The sequence below is a fragment of the Kitasatospora sp. NPDC058115 genome (assembly GCF_042884635.1).
GTDB lineage: Bacteria > Actinomycetota > Actinomycetes > Streptomycetales > Streptomycetaceae > Kitasatospora.
The window spans coordinates 91,695-115,865 of sequence record NZ_JBHVTL010000021.1; the positions used below are offsets into that span (position 1 = coordinate 91,695).

Sequence of the window (24,171 nt, forward strand, 5' to 3'; positions counted from 1 at the left end):
CTCCTCGGTTGACCGGCTGACCGCCTGACGGCGGGTCGGGGGCCGGGGGCGGTGGCCACGGGGCCGCCGCCCCCGGGCTCCCCCTTTCTGTTTCACCTCGTCACACCATCGAGGAGCTGCTCCGTGTCCAGCACCCTTGCCGAGCCGCGGCCCGTCGAACGCGAGAACCCCCTGAGGTGGGCGCGCCGGGTGTTCCGTGACTTCCGCCGCTCCCGGCCGTTCTGGGGCGGGCTGCTGGCCGTCCTCGCCGGCGTCCCGATCATGTACTTCCCGTACGCCAACCTGTCGTTGAACGGCATGACGATCGCGATGGCCACCACGGCCGGCGCGGGGTCGCTGATCATCGGGGTGCTGCTGGTCGTGCTCGGGCTGACCGGGTGGTTCCAGCCGGTCGTCCGGGTCTTCGCGGGGATCGCCACCACACTGCTCACCCTGGTCTCCATCCCGGTCTCCAACCTCGGCGGTTTCGGGCTGTCGATCCTGCCGGGCCTGATCGGCGGCGGCCTGATGATCGCCTGGGCGCCGCTGCCGGAGGCCGACCCGGCCGAGGCCGACGCGACCGCCTCCGGCGCGACCGCCGCCGACACGACCGTCCTCGCCGCGACCGCCGCCGGGGAGCCGGCCGTCGCGGCCGTCGCGGACCACCCCTCCGTCGAGGAGCCCGCCGCCCAGCAGCCCCCGGCCGCCGCCGGGGAGACCGTCCCGGCGCAGCAGGCCGGCGAGCCGAAGGAGATCCGGTGAGCGAGCCGCGCGAGGAGCTTCCGCAGGCCCCGGCGCAGCGCTCGCCCCGGCACGCGGCGCCCCGCACACCGGTGCGGGTCCGGCTGCGCGGACGGGCGCTGGCGATGGCCGCGGTGCCGACCGCGCTGCTGATGGCCGCCGCCTACACGCCGAACCCGGCGATCGCCGAGTCCACCGCCGGCAAGCCGTGCGCCACCGCCCCGGACACCGTGCCGCAGGCCCCCGCGCCGGCCGAGACGCCGGTGCCGAAGAGCGAGCTGCCGCCGCCGGTCCCCGGGCCGTCGGTCCCGCTGCCCGGGGCCCCGGCCACCGCGGCGCCCGCGCCGGCCGGAGATCCGGCCGCCACCCCGGCTGCCACCCCGACGGCCACCCCGACGACCGCACCGGAACCGACCGCGCCCGAACCGGGCGCGACCGCACCGGCGACGACGGCGGCCGCGCGCACGACCGACGGCGGCGGGGTCGTCCGGGCCGGTCTCATCGACGACCTCGTCGGCGGCATCACCCACCTGGTCACCCCGGGCGGCACAGCGAGCCCCACCGCCACCGCGGGCCCGTCCACCGGGGCGCGCGCTGCGGCCCCGGCCCCGACCGCCGAGCCCCCGGCTCCGGCGCTCACCCCGAGCACCCAGGGCACCCCGACGGCCGCCCCGAGCGCCCCGGGCGCCGAGCCCACGGGCACACCGGCCGGCACCACCGCGCCCACGCCCCCGACCACCCCGGGGACGACCGCGCCGACCGCGCCGACCGCCCCGGCCACGCCGCCCGCCTCGACGGCCCCGGCGGGCCCGAAGGCCTCCGGCACGCCGTCCGCGTCGGCGAAGCCGTCCGCCGCCGCGAAACCGACCGCGTCCGGCAGCCCCTCGGCCACCGCGTCGAAGGACCCGAACTGCCTGGTCGACACCAAGGCGCTCGCCCCGACCGGCAAGCCGGCCGACAACCCGATCCTGGTCCCGGACCAGAACTGGACCCTGCAGACCACCCGGCTCGCCCTGAACCACGCCGTCCTGCTCGGCGTGGTCGACGTCCGGTCGCCCACCGGCACCAAGCGGGTGCTGAAGTTCGAGGTGGAGAGCGTCGACATCGAGAACCTGCACATGTCGACGCTGCAGGGCAACGGCAAGACCTTCCACGTGAAGGGCGCGCCCGGCTCGGTCTCGACCATGCGCAAGGGCCCGGTCACCATGTACGTGGAGCGGCTCTCCGGCCACCTGGCCAAGGTGCTGGGCCTGCCGGTCCCGATCGACCTCGGCGAGCTCACCCTCACCCCGGACGGCCCGCTGCCGCAGTGGCTGTACGACCTGATCGGCCAGCTCCAGGTGCCGCTGTGGATCGAGCTGACCGGGGTGACCGCGATCCAGTCGGGCCAGTTCGGCGGCACCCTGAAGATCCCCGGCATGCGGCTCTACAACGACGACCTGCCCTACCCCGGGAACGCCTGAGCCGGGGCCCCGGACGCCCGTGGGGCGGCCCCTCCCGTCCGGAGGGACCGCCCCACGGGCGTGTTCCGCGCGGCCTCAGGCCTTGCGGGTGCCCAGGTGGTGCACCTGGACCATGTTGGTGTTGCCGGGGATGCCGGGCGGCGAGCCGGCCGTGACGATCACGGTGTCGCCCTCGCCCAGCTCGCTGATGCGCAGCAGCTCGCGGTCGACCTGCGCGACCATCTCGTCGGTCGTCTCCACCTGCTCGGTGACATGGGCCTCGACGCCCCAGCTCAGCGAGAGCTGGTTGCGGGTGGCGTGGTCCGGGGTGAAGGCGATCACCGGGATCGGCGAGCGGTAGCGGGAGAGCCGGCGCGCGGTGTCACCGGACTTGGTGAACGCGACCAGCGCCTTGCCGTTCAGGAAGTCGCCCAGCTCGCACGCGGCGCGGGCGATGGAGCCGCCCTGGGTGCGCGGCTTGCGGCCCGGGTTGAGCGGCTGGAGGCCCTGGGAGAGCAGCTCCTCCTCGGCCTTCTCGCAGATCCGGCTCATGGTGCGGACGGTCTCGACCGGGTACTTGCCGACGCTGGACTCGGCGGACAGCATGACCGCGTCGGTGCCGTCCAGGATGGCGTTGGCGACGTCGGAGACCTCGGCGCGGGTCGGGCGCGAGGCGTGGATCATCGACTCCATCATCTGGGTGGCGACGATGACCGGCTTGGCGTTCCGGCGGGCCAGGGTGATCAGCTGCTTCTGGACCAGCGGCACCCGCTCCAGCGGGTACTCGACGGCCAGGTCGCCGCGGGCCACCATGATCGCGTCGAAGGCGAGGACGATCTCCTCCATCGCCTCGACGGCCTGCGGCTTCTCGATCTTGGCGATGACCGGCACCCGGATGCCGACCTCGTCCATGACCTCGTGCACGTCCTTGATGTCCGCGGCGTTGCGGACGAAGGACAGGGCCACCATGTCGACGCCCAGGCGCAGGGCGAAGCGCAGGTCGTCCTTGTCCTTCTCGGACAGGGCGGGCACGTTCACGGCCGCGCCGGGCAGGTTGATGCCCTTGTTGTTCGAGAGCACGCCGCCCTCGACGACCACGGTCCTCACCCGCGGGCCGTCGACGCTGACGACCTCCAGGGCGATGACGCCGTCGTTGATCAGGACGGGGTCACCGGGCTTGACGTCGCCCGGCAGGCCCTTGTACGTGGTTCCGCAGATGTGCTGGTCACCGGGGACGTCCTCGGTGGTGATGGTGAACTCGTCGCCGTTGTCGACGGTCACCGGACCGTTGGCGAAGGTCGCCAGACGGATCTTGGGGCCCTGGAGGTCGGCCAGAACGCCGATGGTCTTGCCGGTGTCCTCCGAGACCTGGCGGACCTTGCGGTACCGCTCCTCGTGGTCCGCGTGGGTGCCGTGGCTCATGTTCAGTCGGGCGACGTTCATGCCCGCTTCGACGATGGCCTTGAGCTGTTCGTAGGAGTCCGTCGCGGGACCCAGGGTGCAGACAATTTTCGCTCGGCGCATATCGATCAGTCTATCCGTTCGTGTTATTGGTGCATTCGGCGCGAATGGAGAGGAATCGCCGGCCGGGAGTCCGCGGACCGAGACGACGAGGGGTCAGTTTCCGGACAGCTGGTGCACCAGGGCGAAGGCCTGCCGGGCGATCTCCAGCTCCTCGTCGGTGGGGACGACGGCGACCGTGACCCGCGCACGGCCCCCCGAGGGGAGCAGGGCGGGGGAGATGATCCTCGGCTCGCGCGAGCGTACCGAGTTGAGCTCCGGGTCGACGGCGATGCCGAGCTCCTCCAGCCCGGCCGTGGCGGCCGCCCGCACCGGCGCCGCGTTCTCCCCGACGCCCGCCGTGAAGGCGATCGCGTCCACCCGGCCGAGCACCGCGTAGTACCCGCCGATGTACTTGCGCACCCGGTGGACGTACGTGTCGAAGGCCAGCTTCGCGTCCGCGTCGCCGTCGTCGGCGCGGCGCATGATCTCGCGCATGTCGTTGTCGCCGCACAGGCCCAGCAGGCCGCTGCGGCGGTTCAGCAGGTCGTCGATGCCGTCGATCGACAGCCCGCCGACCCGGTGGAGGTGGAACACCACGCCCGCGTCGATGTCACCCGAACGAGTGCCCATCACCAGGCCCTCCAGGGGGGTCAGGCCCATCGAGGTGTCCACGCAGCGGCCGCCGCTCACCGCCGACGCGGAGGCGCCGTTGCCCAGGTGCAGCACGATCACGTTGACCTCGGCCGGGTCCTTGCCGAGCAGCCGGGCGGTGGCCCGCGAGACGTACTGGTGCGAGGTGCCGTGGAAGCCGTAGCGGCGCACCCGGTGCTCGTCCGCCACCGCCTTGTCGATCGCGTACCGGGCCGCGTGCTCGGGCATCGAGGCGTGGAAGGCGGTGTCGAAGACGGCCACCTGCGGCAGGTCCGGCCGCAGCGCCCGGGCCACCTCGATGCCGGTGATGTTGGCCGGATTGTGCAGCGGCGCCACCGGGATCAGCCGGCGGATCTCCTTGAGCACGTCGTCGGTGATCACGGTCGGCTCGGTGAAGCGCAGCCCGCCGTGCACCACCCGGTGGCCGATCGCGGCCAGCTGGGGAGAGTCCAGCCCCAGCCCGTCGGCGGCCAGCTCCTCGGCCACCGCCTTGAGCGCCGCGCCGTGGTCGGGGAAGGCCTGGACGGTCTCCCGCTCCGCGCCGCCGCGAGGGGCGTGCAGCAGCCGGCCGCCCGCCTCGCCGATCCGCTCGACCAGCCCGGAGGCGAGCCGGTCGCCGTCCAGCATGTCGATCAGCTGGTACTTCACCGACGAAGAGCCGGCGTTCAGCACCAGGACCCGCGTGCCCGCGCTCATGCCGTGCCCCCTTCAGCGCGCGGCTGGGACCCGCGCTCCTGCGACTGGATGGCGGTGATCGCCACCGTGTTGACGATGTCCTGCACCAGCGCGCCGCGCGACAGGTCGTTGACCGGCTTGCGCAGCCCCTGCAGCACCGGGCCGACGGCGACCGCCCCGGCCGAACGCTGGACCGCCTTGTAGGTGTTGTTGCCGGTGTTGAGGTCCGGGAAGATCAGCACGCTCGCCCGGCCGGCCACCGGCGAGCCCGGCAGCTTGGTCGCCGCGACGCGCGCGTCCACCGCGGCGTCGTACTGGATCGGCCCCTCGACCAGGATGTCCGGGCGCAGCTCGCGCACCAGCTCGGTGGCCTTGCGGACCTTGTCGACGTCCGCGCCGGAGCCGGAGGTGCCGGTCGAGTAGGAGAGCATCGCGACCCGCGGCTCGACGCCGAACTGGGCGGCGGTGGCGGCCGACTGGATGGCGATGTCGGCGAGCTGCTGGGCGTCCGGGTCCGGGTTGACCGCGCAGTCGCCGTAGACCAGCACCTTGTCCGCGAGGCACATGAAGAAGACGCTGGAGACGATGGCCGCGCCCGGCGAGGTCTTGATCACCTCGAAGGCGGGCCGGATGGTGGCGGCGGTGGAGTGCACCGCGCCGGAGACCATGCCGTCGGCGATGCCCTCCTGGACCATCAGGGTGCCGAAGTAGGAGACGTCGGTGACCACGTCCAGGGCCAGCTCGACGGTCATGCCCTTGTGTGCCCGCAGCTTCGCGTACAGCTCGGCGAACTGGCGGCGCAGCGGACTGGTCGCCGGGTCGACGATCCGCACCCGGGCGCGGTCGCCGGCCGGGGCCTCGGCCGGCAGGTCGATGCCGAGGGCCGCGGCCTTGCGGCGGACGGCGTCGGCCTCGCCGAGCAGGGTGAGGTCGCAGATGTTGCGGCGCAGCAGGATCTCGGCGGCGCGCAGCACCCGCTCCTCGGTGCCCTCCGGCAGCACGACGTGCCGGCGGTCCGCCCTGGCCTGCTCCAGCAGCTCGTGCTCGAACATCATCGGGGTCACCCGCTCGGACCGGCCGGTGTCGATCAGCTTGGTCAACTCGTCGGTGTCCACGTGCAGTTCGAACAGGCCGAGGGCGATCTCGGCCTTCCGGGGGCTGGCCGCCGAGAGCTTGCCCTCCAGGTGGGTCAGCGCGGCGGCGGTGAGCCAGCTGCCCTCCGGGACGACCGCGACCGGGGTGCCGGGGGCGAGCCGGGCGGCCAGTGCCATCACGTTCGGGCCGGGGTGCTGGCCGAGGGTGAGCAGCACCCCGGCGATCGGCGGTGCGCCGGCGGCGTGCGCGGCCAGCGCGCCGATCACCAGGTCGGCGCGGTCGCCGGGGGTGACCACCAGGGCCCCCTCGGTCAGCGCGTCCAGGAAGGTCGGCAGCATCGCGCCGCCGAAGACGAAGCCCCGGACGTCGCGGGCCAGGCCGGCCGCGTCGCCGATCAGCACCTCGGCGCCGGTCGCGTCGACCAGCTGGGCGACGGTCGGCGCGGCCAGCGCCGGCTCCTCGGGGATCACGTAGGCGGGGATCGGCAGTTTCTCGGCGAGCTTGCGCCGGACCGGCTGCTCGGCGGCCGGGGCGACCCGGTTGGCGATCATCGCCAGGGTCTCGCAGCCGAGGTCGGTGTAGGCGCGGTGGGCGTTGCGCACCTCGGCGACGACCGTGTCGGCGTCCTCGCCGTGGCCGCCGACCACCGGCAGCACGGCGGCGCCGAACTCGTTGGCCAGCCGGGCGTTGAAGGCCAGCTCGTCGGGGATGTTGGTGCCGGCGAAGTCGGTGCCCAGCACCAGGACCGCCTGGCAGCGCCGCTCCAGCGCGTGGAACCGGTCCACCAGCACCGAGACCAGCTCGTCCTGCCCCTGCGCGGCCTGCAGCGCGGCGGCCTCCTCGTAGGTGAGGCCGTAGAGCTCGGTGACCGGCAGGTCCAGCCGGTACCGGGCGCGCAGCAGCTCGACCACGTGGTCGGAGCCCGCCTCCCCCGGGGACGGGGCGTGCACCAGGGGGCGGAACACCCCGACCCGGTCCACCCGGCGGGTGAGCAGTTCCATGACCCCGAGCTCCACCGCCTGCCGGCCGTCCCCGCGGTCGATCCCGGTCACGTACACGCTGCGCGCCACGTGGCTCTCTCCGTCCCGTCGTCTCAGGAAGTGGTCATATCGACCATACCTTCGCACCGTGAACCCCCGTCCGCGAGCAGAACGGCCCGGCGGGGGGCAAGGGGCCGAAGGTCCCCGGGGCGCGGCTCACGGGGAGCGGTCGGGGCCGGTGAGCCGGACGGTCACCGCGGCCGGCTGCTCGGTGAGGAAGACCTGGGTGATCCGCTTGTCCAGCAGCCAGCCGTGCCGGTGGACCAGGCTGCCGCCCGGGCCCGGCGACCAGCCGTCGGCGGTCATCCGGGCGCGCAGCCGGCGGGCCGCCTCGGCACCCGGCAGGCCCTCGGTGCTCACCACCACGAGGTCGCGGCGGCAGGCGTGCAGGCCGCAGCTGCGGTCCGGACCGGTGTCGTGCTCGACGGCGAGGCCGGGCGGCAGTGACAGCTCGGAGCGCTCGGGGGAGAAGGGTTCGTGGACGGCGAGCTGGTAGAGCAGTCCGATGACCAGGCCGACCAGGGAGTGGGCGGCGATCACGATGGTGGCCCCGGCGGCCGGCTGGCCGGACCCCCGGGCGGGCCGCGGGCCGCACCGCCGCCGCTCGGCCAGGGTGCCGAGCAGGACCACCAGCCCGGCGACGAGCGGGTAGCCGGACTGCGACTCCGCGACGGCCCGGCTGTGGAACCACTCGCGTTCCAGTCCGACCGGGATCACCGCCAGGGCGACCAGGACGACGGCGACCACCACCCCGGCCGTCCGGGTGCGGGCCAGCGCGGCCCAACAGGCCAGTGGCAGCAGAACGTAGCCCCAGCCCAGCACCAAACCCACAGAAGGCCCCCCGCCCGCTGTCGACGTCTCAGGCGGGGAGCCTAGAACGTCACGCCGGACGGAGCCAGAGGGTCGCGAGCGGCGGGAGAACCAGTTCGGCACTGCGGGGCTGGCCGTTCCAGGGTGTCGATTCGGCTTTCACCGGACGGGAGTTGGCGGTTCCGCCGCCACCGTACTCGACGGCGTCGGTGTTGAGGGCCTCCTCCCAGAGCTGGTCGCGGCCGTCCAGTTCGGGCAGGCCCACCCGGTGGGCGTGGCGGACGACGGGGGAGAAGTTGCAGACGGCGACCAGCGGGGTGCCGTCGGCGGCGTACCGGACGAAGGAGAGCAGGTTGTCCTCGGCGGCGCCGCCGTCCAGCCAGCGGAAGCCGTCCGGGGTGGTGTCCTGCTCCCAGAGCGCGGGGGTGGCGAGGTAGCACCGGTTGAGGTCGCCGACCAGCCGGCGCACGCCCCGGTGCTCCTGGTGGGCCGGCCACTGCTCGTCGAGCACCCACCACTGCGGGCCCTGCTCGTGGTGCCACTCCGCACCCTGCGCGAACTCCTGCCCCATGAAGAGCAGTTGCTTGCCCGGGTGGGCCCACATGAAGCCCAGGTAGGCGCGGTGGTTGGCACGCTGCTGCCACCAGTCGCCGGGCATCTTGGCGACCAGCGCCTGCTTGCCGTGCACCACCTCGTCGTGCGAGATCGGCAGGATGTAGTTCTCCGAGTAGGCGTACACCATCGAGAAGGTGATCTCGTTGTGGTGGTACTTGCGGTGCACCGGGTCCTTGCTCATGTAGACCAGGGAGTCGTGCATCCAGCCCATGTTCCACTTGAGGCCGAAGCCGAGGCCGCCCTGGTCGGTGGGCCGGGTGACGCCGTCCCAGGCGGTGGATTCCTCGGCGACGGTGATCACGCCGGGGCAGCGCCGGTAGACGGTGGCGTTCATCTCCTGAAGGAAGGCGGCCGCGTCGAGGTTCTCCCGCCCGCCGTACCGGTTGGGGGTCCAGTCGCCGCTGTCGCGCGAGTAGTCGAGGTAGAGCATCGAGGCCACGGCGTCCACCCGCAGGCCGTCGACGTGGAACTCCTCGCACCAGTAGACCGCGTTGGCGACCAGGAAGTTGCGCACCTCGACCCGGCCGTAGTCGAACTCCAGGGTGCCCCAGTCCGGGTGCTCGGCGCGCTGCGGGTCGGCCGGCTCGTACAGCGGCTCGCCGTCGAAGCGGGCGAGCGCGAAGTCGTCCTTGGGGAAGTGCGCGGGCACCCAGTCGACGATGACGCCGATGCCGTGCTGGTGCAGGGTGTCGACCAGGAAGCGGAAGTCGTCCGGGCCGCCGAGCCGGGCGGTGGGGGCGTAGTAGCCGGACACCTGGTAGCCCCAGGAGCCGCCGAACGGGTGCTCCATGACCGGCATGAACTCCACGTGGGTGAAGTCCAGCTCCTTGAGGTACCGCGGGAGCTCGGCGGCGATGGCGCGGTAGCTGGTGAGGTCGGGGCGCCAGGACGGCAGGTGCAGCTCGTACACCGACATCGGGGCGCGGTGGTGCGCGGTGCGCGCCCGGCGGGCCATCCACTCGCCGTCCTGCCAGCGGTGGGTGGAGGCGGTGACGACCGAGGCGGTGCCGGGGGGGACCTGTGCGGCGCGGGCGAGCGGGTCGGCCTTGTCCAGCACCCAGCCCTGCCGGGTGTGGATCTCGTACTTGTACTGCGCGCCCTCGCCGAGGTCCGGGACGAACAGCTCCCAGACGCCGGAGGAGCCGAGCGAGCGCATCGGGTGGCCGGTGCCGTCCCAGTGGTTGAAGTCGCCGATCAGCCGGACGCCGACGGCGTTCGGCGCCCAGACGGCGAAGGCCGTGCCGGGCACGCCGTCCACGGTGCGCAGGTGCGAGCCGAGGGCGCGCCAGAGCTGCTCGTGCCGGCCCTCGGAGATGAGGTGCAGGTCGAGTTCGCCGAGGGTGGGCGGGGTGCGGTAGCCGTCGTGCTGGCGGATCGGTTCGCCACCCGGGTAGCCGACCAGCAGCCGGTAGTCGGGGGCCTGCGGGGCGGCCAGCAGGCCGGTGAACAGGCCGCCCTGCTGGTGGGTGAGCTCGACGGGGCCCTGCCCGGTCTCCACCACCACCCGCTCGGCGAACGGGCGCAGCACCCGGATCGCGGTGCCGCCGTGCACCGGGTGGGCGCCGAGCAGGGAGTGCGGGTCGTGGTGCTGGCCGCGCACCAGCCGGTCCACCTCGCCGGGCGGCAGCGGTGCCTCGGGCAGCCGCAGCGCCCCGGCGGGGACCGGGCCGGGGGCGGCGGCGGGAAGCGGGTCCGGGTCGGCGGGCCCGGCCGGGTCGGACGCGGCGGGCGCCGGCTCGGCCCGCCGGACGGTCGCGGGCTCACTCTTCGGGGAGTCCGGGCCGGCCAGGAAGGTGGCCGGCACGGAGCGGGTGGTGCGGCCTGGCGGGTCGAGCGGCGTCACGTCGGGGACCTCTCTGGAGCGGGGCGGCGGAACGGGGGACGTCAGACGGTGAGCGCCAGCCGGTTGATCGCGGCCAGCGGGATCGGCAGCCAGCTCGGCCGGTGCCGGGCCTCGTACACCACCTCGTACACCGCCTTGTCGATCTCCAGCGCGCGCATCAGCTCCGGCGAGGCGGCCGGGTCGGTGCCGCCGCCCGCCGTGTAGCCGGCGCAGAAGGCGGTGCGGTTGCGCTGCGCCCAGGCGGCGGCCAGGTGCGCCAGCTCCGGGTCGGGCGGCCCGCCGGCCAGCAGGTGGGCGGCGGCGTAGTCGAAGGAGCGGAGCATCGCGGCGACGTCCCGCAGCGCGGTCTGCGGTTCGCGCCGTTCGGCGACCGACTTGGCGGGCTCGCCCTCGAAGTCCAGCAGCACCCAGCCGTGCGGGGTGCGCATCGCCTGGCCGAGGTGCAGGTCGCCGTGGATCCGCTGGACCGGCAGGCCGTCCGGGTGGGCGTCGGCCATCTGCCGGAAGGCCGAGCGCAGCGCGCCCCGGTAGCGCGTCAGCCCCGGGACGGCGGCGACCGCGCTGTCCAGCCGGTCGGCCATCGCGGTGGCCAGCTCCCGGGTCTGGGTGCGGTCCAGCCGGGCGACCGGCATCGAGCGGGCGAGCACCCGGTGCACCTCGGCGGTGGCCCGGCCGAGCCGGTGCGCCTCGATCGCGAAGTTGCCCGGCGACGGGTCGCCCTTCAGCCGGCCGACCTGGTCGAGGGCGAGCTCCCAGCCGTCCTCGGCCTCGGGGAGGTAGCGCTGGAGCAGCCCGAGGGTGGCCGGCTCGGCGCGCTCCAGGCGGCTCTCGAACCAGGCGGCGACCCGGGGGATGCGGGTCGAGCCGGCCCGGGAGAGCGCGAGCGACAGTTCGAGGTCGGGGTTGGTGCCGGGGTGGACGCGGCGGAACAGCTTGAGGATGTACGAGGTGCCGTAGATGACCGAGCTGTTGGACTGCTCGGCGGTGGAGGCGCGGCCGGGCAGGTTGGTGGGGAGCCCGGAGCCGGGGGTGCGGCGGAAGGACAGCGAGCCGAACCGGTCGCCGGTGGCCAGGTGCTCCAGCAGCCGCCCGGTGAGCTCCGGGTCGTGCACCGCGTCGTAGAGCGCCGCCCCGTCGTACGGGCCCTGGGTGAGCCGGCCGAGGACGGCGGCCGGCTCGATGCCGGCCGGGCCCTGCGAGCGGATGCCGAGCAGCAGTTGGTACAGGTCGCCGTGCGGCGCGCCGGCGGTGGCGGCGTGCTCGACCCGGAGCAGCAGGTGCAGCAGGGCGGGGTCGCCGACCTGTAGGGGGGTGCCGACCAGCGGGGTGAGGCCGGTGATCGGCCGGCCCTTCCCGGCGTACCAGCGCTGGGTGGGGAGCCACTCGGCGATCAGCGGCAGCGCCGCCTGGACGAGTTCGCTGACCCCCAGGGCGGTCCTCCGGACCCCGGTGCCCCGTGTGACGGCCGCCGCGGCGGGGCCGGCGGGGGCGTCACGGTGCAGGGGGGCTTGCGAACGGGAGGTTTCGGACATGACTCCCTTTCCCCGGAAGAGCTGGGCGGACCGCCCGACGGGTCTGGCCGGGTCCGTCAGTCTTCCGGATTGCGGCGGCGCGGCGGCGGCGGCACGCGAGCGGTGGGCCCGGGTGTCACGCCTTCGTGTGGGTGGCCGTTGGGCTGTTCTCCGTACGCGGTGGTGCAGAGACGACCGGGGGCGCGGGGTGCGAACTCGCGCCCCCGGAGGCTTCGGTGGGGCCTGCGACGGGTGCCGGATCGTTACTTCGACCGCCTGGTTCCGCTCAGCCTGGAGGGCCTGCGGAGCTGGAACCAGTAGAAGCCGTGGCCGGCGAGGGTGAGCAGGTACGGCCACTCGCCGATCGAGGGGAAGCGCACCCCGCCGATCAGCTCGACCGGATACCGCCCGCCGTACTGCCTCAGGTCCAGTTCGGTCGGCTGCGCGAAGCGGGAGAAGTTGTTCACGCACATGACCAGGTCCCCTTCGTGCTCGCGCACGAAGGCCAGCACCGCGGGGTTGCTGGAGGGCAGTTCGGTGTAGCTGCCGAGGCCGAACGCCGGGTTGAGCTTGCGGATCTCGATCATGCGACGCGTCCAGTGCAGCAGCGAACTCGAACTGCTCTGCTGCGCCTCGACGTTGGTCACCTGATAGCCGTACACCGGATCCATGATGGGCGGCAGACTGAGCCTGCCCGGGTCGGCGGAGGAGAAACCCGCGTTGCGGTCCGGGGTCCACTGCATCGGGGTCCGGACGCCGTCGCGGTCGCCCAGCCAGATGTTGTCCCCCATGCCGATCTCGTCCCCGTAGTAGAGCACCGGCGAGCCGGGCAGGGAGAGCAGCAGGGCGGTGAAGAGCTCGATCTGGTTGCGGTCGTTCTCCAGCAGCGGGGCGAGCCGCCGGCGGATGCCCACGTTGGCGCGCATCCGCGGGTCCTTGGCGTACTCGGCGTACATGTAGTCGCGCTCCTCGTCGGTGACCATCTCCAGGGTCAGCTCGTCGTGGTTGCGCAGGAAGATGCCCCACTGGCAGCCGTGCGGGATGTTGGGCGTCTTGGCGAGGATCTCCGAGACGGGGTAGCGGGACTCCCGGCGGACCGCCATGAAGATCCGCGGCATCACCGGGAAGTGGAACGCCATGTGGCACTCGTCGCCGCCGGAGGCGAAGTCGCCGAAGTAGTCGACGACGTCCTCCGGCCACTGGTTGGCCTCGGCGAGCAGCACGGTGTCCGGGTAGTTGGCGTCGATCTCCTTGCGGACCCGCTGGAGGAACTCGTGGGTCTCCGGGAGGTTCTCGCAGTTGGTGCCCTCCCGGGCGAACAGGTACGGCACCGCGTCCAGCCGGAACCCGTCGATGCCGAGGTCCAGCCAGAACCGCAGGCCCGCGATCATCTCGTCCTGGACCCGCGGGTTGTCGTAGTTGAGGTCCGGCTGGTGGGAGAAGAACCGGTGCCAGAAGTACTGCTTGCGCACCGGGTCGTACGTCCAGTTGGAGGTCTCGGTGTCGACGAAGATGATCCGGGCGTCGGGGTACTGCTTGTCGTCGTCGGCCCACATGTAGAAGTCGCCGTACGGGCCGTCCGGATCCTCCCGGGAGGCCTGGAACCACGGGTGCTGGTCGCTGGTGTGGTTCATGACGAAGTCGATGATCACCCGCATGCCGCGGGCGTGCGCGGCGTCCACGAACTCCATGAAGTCGGCGAGGTCGCCGAACTCCGGCAGCACGGCCTTGTAGTCGGAGACGTCGTACCCGCCGTCGCGCAGGGGGGAGGCGAAGAACGGCGGCAGCCAGAGGCAGTCGACGCCGAGCCACTGCAGGTAGTCGAGTTTGGACGTGAGCCCCTTGAGGTCCCCGACCCCGTCGCCGTTGCTGTCCTGGAAGGACCGCACCAGCACCTCGTAGAAGACCGCACGCTTGAACCACTCCGGGTCCAAGTTCTTCTCGGAGGTCTCGGGGAAGGTGTCGGGGACGGGCTCGTTCACTGTCACGCTGGGTTCCTCCGAACCGTGAGGAGGTGGGCCGGCTCGGCTGAGGGGTCGAGCCGGACGTAGTTGTGCCGGCCCCACGTGTAGGCGGCACCGGTGAGCTCGTCGTGGACCGCGAAGGGCCCGTCCCCGTCCAGGGTGACGGTGGCCTCCTGGGCGTGATGGGGATCCAGGTTGACCACGGTGATGAGGTGGTCGGTGAGGCCGTCGGGAGTCAGGGCGGTCTTGGAGTAGGCGAGCACCTGGTCGTTGTCGGTGGGGTGGAAGCGCAGCGAACGCAGCTGCTGGAGGGCCGGGTGACGGCGGCGCAGCCGGTTCAGGACGGTGAGCAGCGGGGCGAGGGTGTCGGTGCGGCTCCAGTCCCGGGGGCGCAGTTCGTACTTCTCCGAGTGGAGGTACTCCTCGGATCCGGGGTGGGCCGGCTCGTTCTCGTAGAGCTCGTAGCCGGCGTACACGCCGTAGCTGGGGGAGAGGGTGGCGGCCAGCACGGCGCGGATCGCGAAGGCGGCCGGGCCGCCGTGCTGGAGGAAGGCGTGCAGGATGTCCGGGGTGTTGGCGAAGAGGTTGGGCCGCATGTGGGCGGCCGCCTCGCCGGTCAGCTCGGTGAGGTACTCGGTGAGTTCCGCCTTGCCGGTGCGCCAGGTGAAGTACGTGTACGACTGGTGGAACCCGATCTTCCCCAGGGTGTGCATCATCGCGGGGCGGGTGAAGGCCTCGGCGAGGAAGAGGACGTCCGGGTCGGTGCGGGCGATGTCGGCGAGCACCCGCTCCCAGAAGACCACCGGTTTGGTGTGCGGGTTGTCGACCCGGAAGATCCGTACGCCGTGCGCCATCCAGAACCGGAGGACCCGGATCGTCTCCTTGACGATTCCGTCCATGTCCTGGTCGAAGTTGATCGGATAAATATCCTGATATTTTTTCGGCGGATTTTCGGCGTAGGCGATGGTGCCGTCCGCGCGGTGGCTGAACCATTCCGGGTGCTTGTTCACCCACGGGTGGTCCGGCGAGCACTGGAGCGCGAAGTCCAGCGCCACCTCCAGGTGCAGCGCGCCGGCCTCGGTCACGAAGTGGTCGAAGTCCTCGATGGTGCCGAGGTCCGGGTGGACGGCGTCGTGACCCCCCTCCGGCGAGCCGATCGCCCAGGGCGAGCCGACGTCGTGCGGACCGGCCGTCAGGGTGTTGTCCGGACCCTTGCGGAAGGCTCGCCCGATCGGGTGGACCGGGGGCAGGTAGACCACGTCGAAGCCCATCGCGGCGATCGCCGGCAGCCGCTCGGCGGCGGTCCGCAGGGTGCCCGAGCGGGGCGGCTCCACCCCGGCCGGGTCGACCACCGCGCCCTCCGAACGGGGGAAGAACTCGTACCAGGAGCCGAACAGCGCCCGCTCCCGGTCCACCTGGAGCGGCGCCGGCCGGGAGGCGCTCACCAGCTCGCGCAGCGGGAAGCGGCCGAGCAGCTCCAGCACCTCCGGGGCGAGCGCGGCGGCCAGCCGGGACAGCGGCGGCAGGCCCGGGTCGCGCAGCGCCTCGGCGGCGGCCAGCACCACCGCCCGGCCGTCCTTCTTGGGCACCCCGGCGGCGGCGCGCTCCAGCAGCTGGGCGCCCTCCTCCAGGACGAGCGCCGTGTCGATCCCGGCCGGCAGCTTGACCGCGGCGGCCCGGCGCCAGGTGGCCAGCGGGTCGGACCACGCCTCCACCAGGTACGACCAGCGGCCCGGGGCGGTCGGGGTGACGTACGCGCCCCACCGGTCGGTGCCCTCGGCCAGCTCGCGCATCGGCGTCCAGGGGCCGCTGCGCCCGCGCGGGTCGCGCAGCACGACATTGGCGTTCACCGCGTCGTGGCCCTCGCGGAACACGGTCGCGCTGACCAGGAAGGTCTCGCCCACCACGGCCTTGGCCGGGCGGCGGCCGGCGTCTACGAGGGGGCTGACGTCCAGGACGGGGATGCGGCCGATCACGGTGTCGCTCTCTGTCGTCGGGCGGGCGGTCTTGCGGGGGGCGGCGGGCTTGGCGCGGGCGCGCCCGGCCGCGGGCCGTGCCGCGGCGGGGTCGGCGGCGTTCGCGCTGCGGCGGGTGGTGGTGCGCTTGCGCGGGGCCTCGGCCCGGTCCGGTCCCGGTGCGGTCCGGCCCTCCCCGGCCCCGGGTTGCCGGGCCGGTTCGTCCGGTCGCTCCGTACGGATAGCCCCGGCACCCCGGGGCCCCGGCATCGCCGCGTCTGTCCGAGTGTCAGAATCCATCCGTCCGGCGGATTCCGCGACCGCTGCGTCGAGGGTGTCGGCCACCGGTGTGGACTGGTCCCGCGTGTCGCCGTGCATGCCAAACTCCTGCCCGAGATCGGCGGCAGCTCCCGCGGGCCGGCACGGCCAGGGGAGTACCGGGAGGACTGCTGGGTGGGGAGGACGTGCGACCGGAAGCCTGCCCGCGCCGCCGTTCCGGGCAACCTGCCCCGCTCCCGCTCGGCCCGTGACGGAGAGCCCGAGAGCCCGCGCGCGTTCCGGCGCACGCCTCCGCGGGCGCGCCTCCGGACGACCCAGCCCACCCGTGAACGAGCAGGGCCGGGACGAGGACACGCGGCGGCCCTCGATGGGCGCCGAATGGACCAATCAGGATGAGGAACGGTCAATGCGAAAAGGTTTCGGACGTGCTGCTTCGCGGGGGAACGCCACCCGTCTCCGCACACCCCGCAGCATCGACGACCGTGCTTCATCCTCGCACTGGTGACCCCGATTCCGCAGCGGTACGGCAGGAGTTCCAGAGACGATCGGGCGCGGGTCCGCCGGCGGAAATGGAGCGGTTCCGCGGTGTTCACGTATTGGTGGCGCGGCCCTGCGGAAAGTGCGCCTCGCGCGCCCCCCGTGCAGACCAATGCGCCGAATGCGATCTCATCAATAGGCCGAACGGATGCCGAATAGCCCAACTGACGCACCATCATGCCATCCGCCGAGGCTACGCTTCACGCCGTGAAGGCAATCCGCAGATTCACCGTCCGCACCGTCCTGCCCGAACAACTCCAGCCGTTGCACGAGCTGGCCCTCAACCTGCGCTGGTCCTGGCACCCCGAGACCCGGGACCTCTTCCGGTCCGTGGACCCGGACGTCTGGGCCGCGACGGGCGAGGACCCGGTGCGGCTGCTCGGGGAGGTCCCCGCCGCCCGGCTCGCCGCGCTCGCCGCCGACCGCCGCTTCCTGCGCCGGCTCGGCGACCTCGCCGACGACCTGCGGGAGTACCTGGCCGGCCCGCGCTGGTACCAGGGCGCCGGGCAGCAGGCCGCCGCCCCGCTGCCCGCCGCCATCGCCTACTTCTCGCCCGAGTACGGCATCGCCGCCGCGCTGCCCCAGTACTCCGGGGGCCTCGGCATCCTGGCCGGCGACCACCTCAAGGCCGCCAGCGACCTCGGCGTCCCGGTCATCGGCGTCGGCCTCTTCTACCGGCACGGCTACTTCCGGCAGTCCCTCGACCGGGACGGCTGGCAGCAGGAGCGCTACCCCCTGCTGGACCCGGACGAGCTCGCCGTCACCCTGCTCCGCGAGGGTGACGGCACCCCCAGCCGGGTCGACCTCGCCCTGCCCGGCGGACGCACCCTCGCCGCGCACATCTGGAAGGCCCAGGTCGGGCGCGTCCCGCTGCTGCTGCTCGACTCCGGCATCGAGGCCAACTCGCCGGCCGAGCGCGACGTCACCGACCGCCTCTACGGCGGCGGCAGCGAGCACCGGCTGCTCCAGGAGATGCTGCTCGGCATCGGCGGCGTCCGGGCGGTGCGCGCCTACCAGCGGCTCACCGGCCACCCCGCCCCCGAGGTCTTCCACACCAACGAGGGCCACGCCGGCTTCCTCGGCGTCGAGCGGATCCGCGAACTGGTCGCGGACGCCGGCCTCGACTTCCCCGCCGCCCTGGAGGCGGTCCGGGCCGGCACCCTGTTCACCACCCACACGCCGGTCCCGGCCGGCATCGACCGGTTCGACCGGGAGCTGGTCGCCCGGCACTTCGGCGGCGACACCGCGCTGCCCGGCGTCCCGGTCGACCAGGTGCTCGCGCTCGGCGCCGAGACCTGGCGCGGCGGCGACCCCAAGCTGTTCAACATGGCCGCGATGGGCCTGCGGCTCGCCCAGCGCGCCAACGGCGTCTCCACCCTGCACGGCGAGGTCAGCCGCTCGATGTTCAACGGCCTCTGGCCGGGCTTCGACGCCGCCGACGTCCCGATCACCTCGGTCACCAACGGCGTGCACGCCGCCACCTGGATCGACCCGGCCGTGGTGCGGCTCGGCGCCGCCGAGCTCGGCGCCGACCGCGCCGAGGAGGCGATGACCACCGGCGGGACCCAGCGCTGGACGGGGCTGGAGAGGATCGGCAACAGCGAGGTCTGGGACCTGCGCCGCACCCTGCGCGCCCAGCTGGTCGACGAGGTCCGCGACCGGCTGCGCGCCTCCTGGCGCCAGCGCGGCGCCGGCGAGGCCGAACTCGGCTGGGTCTCCTCGGTGCTCGACCCGGACGTGCTCACCATCGGCTTCGCCCGCCGGGTGCCGTCCTACAAGCGGCTCACCCTGATGCTCCGCGACCAGCAGCGGCTGCGCGCCCTGCTGCTGCACCCGACCCGGCCGGTGCAGATCGTGGTCGCCGGCAAGGCCCACCCGGCCGACGACGGCGGCAAGCGGCTGATCCAGCAGATGGTCGCCTTCGCCGACGACCCGGCCGTCCGGCACCGGATCGTCTTCCTGCCGGACTACGACATGGCGATGGCCCAGCACCTCTACCCGGGCTGCGACGTCTGGCTGAACAACCCGCTGCGCCCGCTGGAGGCCTGCGGCACCTCCGGCATGAAGGCCGCCCTGAACGGCTGCCTGAACCTGTCGGTGCTGGACGGCTGGTGGGACGAGTGGTTCGACGGCCAGAACGGCTGGGCGATCCCCACCGCCGACACCGGCGAGGGCGTGCTCGACCCGGACAGCCGGGAGGCCGAGCGGCGCGACGACATCGAGGCGGCCGCGCTCTACGACCTGATCGAGGACCAGGTGGCCACCCGGTTCTACGACCGGGGCTCGGACGGCCTGCCCCACCGGTGGATCGCGATGGTCCGGCACACCCTGGTCACCCTCGGGCCCAAGGTGCTGGCCGGGCGGATGGTCCGCGAGTACGTCGAACGGCTCTACGCCCCGGCCGCGCTGGCCCAGCGCGAGCTGGCGGGGACGGGCGCCTTCCGGGCCGCCCACGAGCTGGCCGCGTGGAAGGCCCGGGTGCGCGAGGCCTGGCCGGTCGTCCGGGTGGAGCACGTCGAGGCGGACTGCCCGGACGAGGCGCAGGAGCTGGGCAGCGCGCTGGCGCTGCGGGTGCAGGTGGCGCTCGGCCCCCTGGAGCCGGCCGACGTCGAGGTGCAGGTGGTCTCCGGCCGGGTCGACGAGTCGGACCGGATCTCCGACGCCGGCGTGCTCGCGCTCAAGCCGGTCGGCGGGCCCGACCTCGACGGGCGGACCAGGTACGAGGGCTCCCTGGAGCTCGGCCGCACCGGACCGTTCGGCTACACCGTCCGGGTGCTGCCGGCCCACCCCCGGCTGGCCTCGCCCGCCGAGCTGGGCCTGGTGGCGCTGCCGGCCGAGGTGGCGGGGATGGACGCCGGGCTGCTGCGCTGAGCGGAGTGCGGGAGGGGGGGCCGGCGCGGGCCGGCGCCCCTCCCGCACGTGTTCAGCGGACGGCGGCCACCAGGGCGTCGGTGACCGAGCGCCAGGCCACCCCGGCCTCGGCGAAGCCGGCCTCCCGCAGCCGCTCGACGTGCCAGCCGGCCGGGTGCGACTCGCCGTCGCCGTGCGAGCCGTACATCCGGTTGCGGACGGCCACCTGCTCGGCGAGCAGCGGGTCGGCCGCGGCGGCGAGCCACCAGCTCTCCCAGTCCAGGACGCCCTCGGCCTTCTCGCGCTCCTGCCGGCCGTGCCGCAGGGCGCGTTCGGCGGCGTTGAGCAGCGGGACGGCCGGGTCGGGCATGTGGTCGGCGTTGAGGAACACCCCGCCGGGGCGGACCAGGCCGGCCAGGTCGCCGAAGAGCCGGACCAGGGCCGTGCCGGGCAGCCAGTGCAGCGCGGTGGCGGTCACCACCGCGTCGAACGGGCCGGGCGGCAGGGCGTCGGCCCACCGCGGGTCCTTCAGGTCGGCGGTGACCAGGGTGAACCGCTCGTCGTCGCCGAGGACGCCGCGGGCGATGGTCATCAGCGCCGGGTCCTGGTCCACGCCGACGGCGGTGGCGCCGGGCAGCCGGGCGAGCAGGCGCTCGGTGATGCTGGCGGTGCCGCAGGCGAGGTCGAGGACGCGCGGCGCGGGCCCGGTCACCGCCTCGACGACGTCGAGCATCACCCGGAACCGTTCCTCGCGGTCGGGCAGGTACCACTCCTGCTGGCGGTCCCAGCTGCGCTGCCACTGCTCCCAGTGGTGACGGTCGACCATGGTCGCTCCTCTCGTGGGCCGGGGGGCGGTCCGCCCCGGGAACGACCCTAGGCCCTTTCGGTAATGGACGAAAGGGCCTAGTGTCTCTTACGTGGGGTGTGTCGGGGTCAGACCAGGCTGTCCCGCCAGGCCTGGTGCAGCTGCGCGAAGCGTCCGGCCCCGTCGATCAGCTCGCGCGGGGTGCCGTCCTCGACGATCCGGCCCTGGTCCATCACCAGCACCCGGTCCGCGATCTCCACGGTGGACAGCCGGTGGGCGATGATCACGGCCGTCCGTCCGGCCAGCACCGTCCGCATCGCCTGCTGCACGGCCCGCTCACCGGGCACGTCCAGCGAGCTGGTGGCCTCGTCCAGGATCAGCACCGCCGGGTCGGCGAGCAGCGCGCGGGCGAAGGCGACCAGCTGCCGCTGGCCCGCCGAGATCCGCCCGCCGCGCTTGCGCACGTCGGTGTCGTAGCCGTCCGGCAGCTCGGCGATGAAGGCGTGTGCGCCGATCGCCCGGGCGGCCTCCTCGACCTCGGCGCGGGTGGCGTCCGGCCGCCCGATGCCGATGTTCTCGGCGACCGTGCCGGAGAACAGGAAGGACTCCTGGGTCACCATCGCCACCCCGCGCCGCAGCTCCGGTCCGGCCAGGTCGCGCAGGTCCACCCCGTCCAGGGTGATCCGGCCCTCGGTCGGGTCGTAGAACCGGGCGAGCAGCTTGGCCACCGTGGACTTGCCGGCGCCGGTCGCACCGACCACGGCGACGGTCTGCCCGGCCGGCAGCAGCAGGTCGAACGTCGGCAGCACCTCCTTGCCGGTGCGGTAGGCGAAGCTGGTCTTCTCGAAGTGCACCTCGCGGCCCTTGACGGCCGAGGCCGGCAGCTCGCGGGGCTCCGCCGGCTCGGCCACGGTGGGTTCGTGGGCGAGCAGGCCGGCGATCTTCTCCAGCGCGGCGGCGGCCGACTGGTAGCTGTTCAGGAACATCGCCAGCTGGTCGATCGGCTCGAACAGCCGGTGCAGGTAGAGCACGAAGGCGGTCAGCACGCCCAGCTCGGTCGAGCCGTCGGTGACCAGGTAGGCCCCGAGCAGCACCACGCCGGTGGTCCAGATGTTGGCGGTCATCCGGGACAGGCCCCCGTACCGGGCGACCTCCAGCAGGCTGTCCGCGGTCGCGTCGGCCGACTGCCGGTTCACCACGTCGAACGCGGCGTCGTTGGCCCGCTCGCGGCGGAACGCCTTCACCGGGCGGATGCCGTTCATGGTCTCGGTGAAGCGGACGATCAGCGAGGCCGCCGCGGTGCGCGAGCGCCGGTAGACCAGGCGGGACCGGCGCCGGAACGACTGGGTGATCACCCACAGCGGCAGGAAGGCGAGCAGCGCGGCCAGGCCGAGCTGCCAGTCCAGCACCAGCAGGATCACCGAGATGGAGCAGACCGACAGGGAGACCGTCAGCAGCTCCTGGAGCCCCTCGGAGAGCAGTTCGCGCAGCGCCTCCACGTCGCTGGTGGCGCGCGAGATGATCCGGCCCGAGGTGTAGCGCTCGTGGAAGTCCAGGCTGAGTCGCTGGGTGTGCCGGAAGATCCGGCCGCGCAGGTCCATCAGGACGTCCTGGTTGACCCGGGCGCTGATCCTGATGAACGTCCACTGGAACAGCGTGCCGAGCAGCGCGCAGCCCAGGTAGGCGACGACCACCGCGATCAGCGGGCCGGCGTCGTGGTCGCGCAGCGCCGGGATGCCGCGGTCCATCGCGAGGGCGACCAGCAGCGGTCCGGACTGCAGGGCGGCCTGCTGGAGCAGGATCACCGTCATCGCGGCGGCGATCCGGCCGCGGCGCGGGCCGAGCAGCGAGCGCAGCAGGGCGCCGGGTGCGCCGGACGGGACGGGGATGTCCTCCTCGTCGGCCGGCGGGGGCGGCAGCTCGTCCTCGGACAGACCGGCCGGTTGCGTGCGGACGTCCTTCGTCCGGGTGTCGACGGGCTCGCAGGCGGTGGTCATCGGGCGGTGCTCCCCTCGGGGGCGAGGGTGGCCTCGCCCGACATGAGTGCGCGGTAGCGCGCAGAGCTCTGCAGCAGTTCCTGGTGGGTGCCGACCGTCTCGATCCGGCCGTCGGCGAGGACGGCGACCCGGTCGGCGAGCAGCACGGTGCTCGGGCGGTGGGCGATCACCAGGGCGGTGGTGGAGGCGAGGACCCGGCGCAGGGCGCGCTCGACCAGCGCCTCGGTGTGCACGTCCAGCGCGGAGAGCGGGTCGTCGAGCACCAGGAAGGCGGGGTCGCCGACCACGGCGCGGGCCAGTGCGAGGCGCTGGCGCTGGCCGCCGGAGAGCCCCTGGCCCTGCTCGCCGACCGGGGTGTCCACACCCTCGGGCAGCTGGTCGACGAATCCGGCCTGGGCGGTGTCGAGGGCGGCGCGCATCCGGTCGTCGCCCGCGTCCGGGGTGCCCATCAGCACGTTCTCGCGGATGGTGGCGGAGAACAGGATGGGGTCCTCGAAGGCGACCGCGACCAGTTCGCGCAGTCGTGAGCGGTCCAGCTCGCGGATGTCCCGGCCGTCCAGGGTGATGGTGCCGGCGGTGGCCTCGTAGAGGCGGGGGAGCAGGGCGGTCAGCGTGGTCTTGCCGCTGCCGGTGGCGCCGACCAGGGCCATCGTCTCGCCGCTGCGGATGTGCAGGTCCACTCCGCGGAGCAGGTCGGGGGTGCCCGCGGGGGCGTCGGGGTAGCGGAAGCGGACGCCGGTGAACCGGATGCCGTCGGGGGTGGTGACGGTCTTCGGGGCGGTCCGGGGGGTCGGGACCGTGGTCAGGGTCGGGCGGACGGGCTCGGCCGGTTCGGCGTCGGGCTCGTCCAGCACCTCGAAGAAGCGGTCGGTGGCCGTGGCGGCCTCGTTGGAGTAGGCCATCAGCCAGCCGAGCGACTCGATCGGCCAGCGCACGGTCAGCGCGGTCGAGAGGAAGGCGACGAGGGCGCCGGCGCTCAGCTCGTCGTGCGCGACCAGGTAGGCGCCGACCGCGAGGGCGCAGCCGAGCGCGAGTTCGGGCAGGCCGATGACGATCGACCAGAGGTTGGCGAGCATGCCGGCCTTGTCCAGCTCGGTGCGGCGGAGCACGGCGGACTGCTCGTGGAACCGCTCGGCCATCGAGCGGTGGCGGCCGAAGGCCTTGAGGATCCGGATGCCGAGGACGGACTCCTCGACGAGGGTGGTGAGGTCGCCGTTGCGGTCCTGCGTCAGGCGGGTGGCCAGGGAGTAGCGGGACTCGAAGCGGCGGGTGAGCAGGAAGAGCGGGAGGGCGGGGCCGAGGGTGATGAGGGCGAGCCGCCAGTCCTGGGTGAACATCAGCGCGATGCCGGCCAGGAAGGTCAGCGTGTTGACGACGAGGAAGATCAGCGGGAACGACAGGAACGTCCGCATGACATGCAGATCGGACATCGCCCGCGAGAGTAACTGGCCGGAGCCCCAACGGTCGTGGAAGGAGACCGGCAGGCGTTGCAGCTTGCCGAAGAACTCTCCGCGCATCGCGGTCTCGACGTCGGCCAGCGGCCGGGCCAGCACGACGCGGCGGGCGTGGAAGAAGGCGGCTTCGGAGAGGCCGAGCAGGAGCAGGAGGGCCGCGAGGGGCCAGAGGGCTTCGAGGTCGTGCTCGGCGATCGGGCCGTCGACGATCCTGCCGAGGACGATCGGGACGAGCAGAGTGCTGAGGGAGGCGAGCAGCGCGGCGGCCACCGAGACGGCCAGGCGCGTGCGGACCGGACGGACGTAGGGCCACAGCCGGAGGAGGGATCGCACAGTCGAACGGCGGGGCGCGGGAGGCGCGGTGCCGGGCACTGCGACGGAATCGGTGGCTGTGTCAAGGACTGGGTTCTTGGCCATCGTGGCGA

Annotated in this window: 14 protein-coding genes; 3 read left to right on the forward strand and 11 right to left on the reverse strand. The window is 73.3% G+C overall.

The genetic code is table 11. The features are described 5' to 3' along the window. The first annotated feature begins 123 nt into the window (after positions 1–123). Complete coding sequence (locus ACFVVL_RS22790; RefSeq protein ID WP_387677987.1) at positions 124–741, forward strand: DUF6114 domain-containing protein; 618 nt, start codon at positions 124–126, stop codon at positions 739–741. After that, positions 738–2,183, forward strand: a complete 1,446-nt coding sequence (locus tag ACFVVL_RS22795; protein ID WP_387677990.1) for a hypothetical protein — start codon at positions 738–740, stop codon at positions 2,181–2,183. Before ACFVVL_RS22790 ends, ACFVVL_RS22795 begins: the two co-directional genes overlap by 4 nt. Before the next feature lie 75 nt (positions 2,184–2,258). On the opposite strand, the gene pyk is transcribed toward ACFVVL_RS22795, so the two are convergent. The 8 genes from pyk to ACFVVL_RS22835 all read right to left on the reverse strand — a co-directional run bounded on the left by pyk (position 2,259) and on the right by ACFVVL_RS22835 (position 15,845). After that, on the reverse strand, positions 2,259–3,686 hold the full coding sequence (gene pyk / locus ACFVVL_RS22800) for a pyruvate kinase (protein WP_380286689.1): 1,428 nt from the start codon (positions 3,684–3,686) through the stop codon (positions 2,259–2,261). A 93-nt stretch (positions 3,687–3,779) separates the two neighbouring features. Next, positions 3,780–5,012: an acetate kinase gene (locus ACFVVL_RS22805; RefSeq protein ID WP_387677993.1), complete on the reverse strand. Its 1,233-nt coding sequence runs from the start codon at positions 5,010–5,012 to the stop codon at positions 3,780–3,782. Continuing rightward, entirely contained in the window at positions 5,009–7,156 is a 2,148-nt protein-coding gene (pta, locus tag ACFVVL_RS22810) for a phosphate acetyltransferase (protein ID WP_387677995.1), read from the reverse strand. The genes ACFVVL_RS22805 and pta overlap by 4 nt, the downstream gene beginning before the upstream one ends. A 126-nt stretch (positions 7,157–7,282) precedes the next feature. Beyond that, complete coding sequence (locus ACFVVL_RS22815; protein WP_380286686.1) at positions 7,283–7,957, reverse strand: hypothetical protein; 675 nt, start codon at positions 7,955–7,957, stop codon at positions 7,283–7,285. A gap of 49 nt (positions 7,958–8,006) precedes the next feature. Beyond that, the gene (glgB, locus tag ACFVVL_RS22820; RefSeq protein WP_387677998.1) at positions 8,007–10,394 is read right to left on the reverse strand and encodes a 1,4-alpha-glucan branching protein GlgB; all 2,388 of its coding nucleotides are present in this window, start codon (positions 10,392–10,394) and stop codon (positions 8,007–8,009) included. 41 nt (positions 10,395–10,435) lie between these two features. Next, positions 10,436–11,926, reverse strand: coding sequence for a phosphotransferase (locus tag ACFVVL_RS22825; protein WP_387678001.1), 1,491 nt, complete (start codon positions 11,924–11,926; stop codon positions 10,436–10,438). 242 nt (positions 11,927–12,168) lie between these two features. After that, on the reverse strand, positions 12,169–13,893 hold the full coding sequence (gene treS, locus ACFVVL_RS22830; protein WP_380286683.1) for a maltose alpha-D-glucosyltransferase: 1,725 nt from the start codon (positions 13,891–13,893) through the stop codon (positions 12,169–12,171). Next, positions 13,890–15,845 carry an alpha-1,4-glucan--maltose-1-phosphate maltosyltransferase gene (locus ACFVVL_RS22835; RefSeq protein WP_380286682.1) on the reverse strand — a complete coding sequence of 652 codons (1,956 nt, stop codon included), beginning with the start codon at positions 15,843–15,845 and terminating at the stop codon, positions 13,890–13,892. The genes treS and ACFVVL_RS22835 overlap by 4 nt, the downstream gene beginning before the upstream one ends. A gap of 1,002 nt (positions 15,846–16,847) precedes the next feature. On the opposite strand from ACFVVL_RS22835, the gene glgP reads away from it, so the two are divergent. Further along, on the forward strand, positions 16,848–19,511 hold the full coding sequence (glgP, locus tag ACFVVL_RS22840) for an alpha-glucan family phosphorylase (RefSeq protein WP_380286681.1): 2,664 nt from the start codon (positions 16,848–16,850) through the stop codon (positions 19,509–19,511). Positions 19,512–19,563: 52 nt separating this feature from the next. Here the strand turns inward: glgP and ACFVVL_RS22845 are convergent, their stop codons facing one another. The 3 genes from ACFVVL_RS22845 to ACFVVL_RS22855 form a co-directional block, all read right to left on the reverse strand. After that, on the reverse strand, positions 19,564–20,316 hold the full coding sequence (locus ACFVVL_RS22845) for a class I SAM-dependent methyltransferase (protein WP_380286680.1): 753 nt from the start codon (positions 20,314–20,316) through the stop codon (positions 19,564–19,566). 107 nt (positions 20,317–20,423) lie between these two features. Continuing rightward, positions 20,424–22,292: an ABC transporter ATP-binding protein gene (locus ACFVVL_RS22850; RefSeq protein ID WP_380286679.1), complete on the reverse strand. Its 1,869-nt coding sequence runs from the start codon at positions 22,290–22,292 to the stop codon at positions 20,424–20,426. Beyond that, positions 22,289–24,163, reverse strand: a complete 1,875-nt coding sequence (locus ACFVVL_RS22855) for an ABC transporter ATP-binding protein (RefSeq protein ID WP_387678006.1) — start codon at positions 24,161–24,163, stop codon at positions 22,289–22,291. Before ACFVVL_RS22855 ends, ACFVVL_RS22850 begins: the two co-directional genes overlap by 4 nt. Positions 24,164–24,171 lie beyond the last annotated feature (8 nt).

Coding starts and splice junctions, on each gene's coding strand:
- ACFVVL_RS22855 (WP_387678006.1), bottom strand. CDS start 24,163: ATGGCCAAGAACCCAGTCCTTGACACAGCCACCGATTCCGTCGCAGTG.
- ACFVVL_RS22825 (WP_387678001.1), bottom strand. CDS start 11,926: ATGTCCGAAACCTCCCGTTCGCAAGCCCCCCTGCACCGTGACGCCCCC.
- ACFVVL_RS22850 (WP_380286679.1), bottom strand. CDS start 22,292: ATGACCACCGCCTGCGAGCCCGTCGACACCCGGACGAAGGACGTCCGC.
- ACFVVL_RS22845 (WP_380286680.1), bottom strand. CDS start 20,316: ATGGTCGACCGTCACCACTGGGAGCAGTGGCAGCGCAGCTGGGACCGC.
- pyk (WP_380286689.1), bottom strand. CDS start 3,686: ATGCGCCGAGCGAAAATTGTCTGCACCCTGGGTCCCGCGACGGACTCC.
- ACFVVL_RS22805 (WP_387677993.1), bottom strand. CDS start 5,012: ATGAGCGCGGGCACGCGGGTCCTGGTGCTGAACGCCGGCTCTTCGTCG.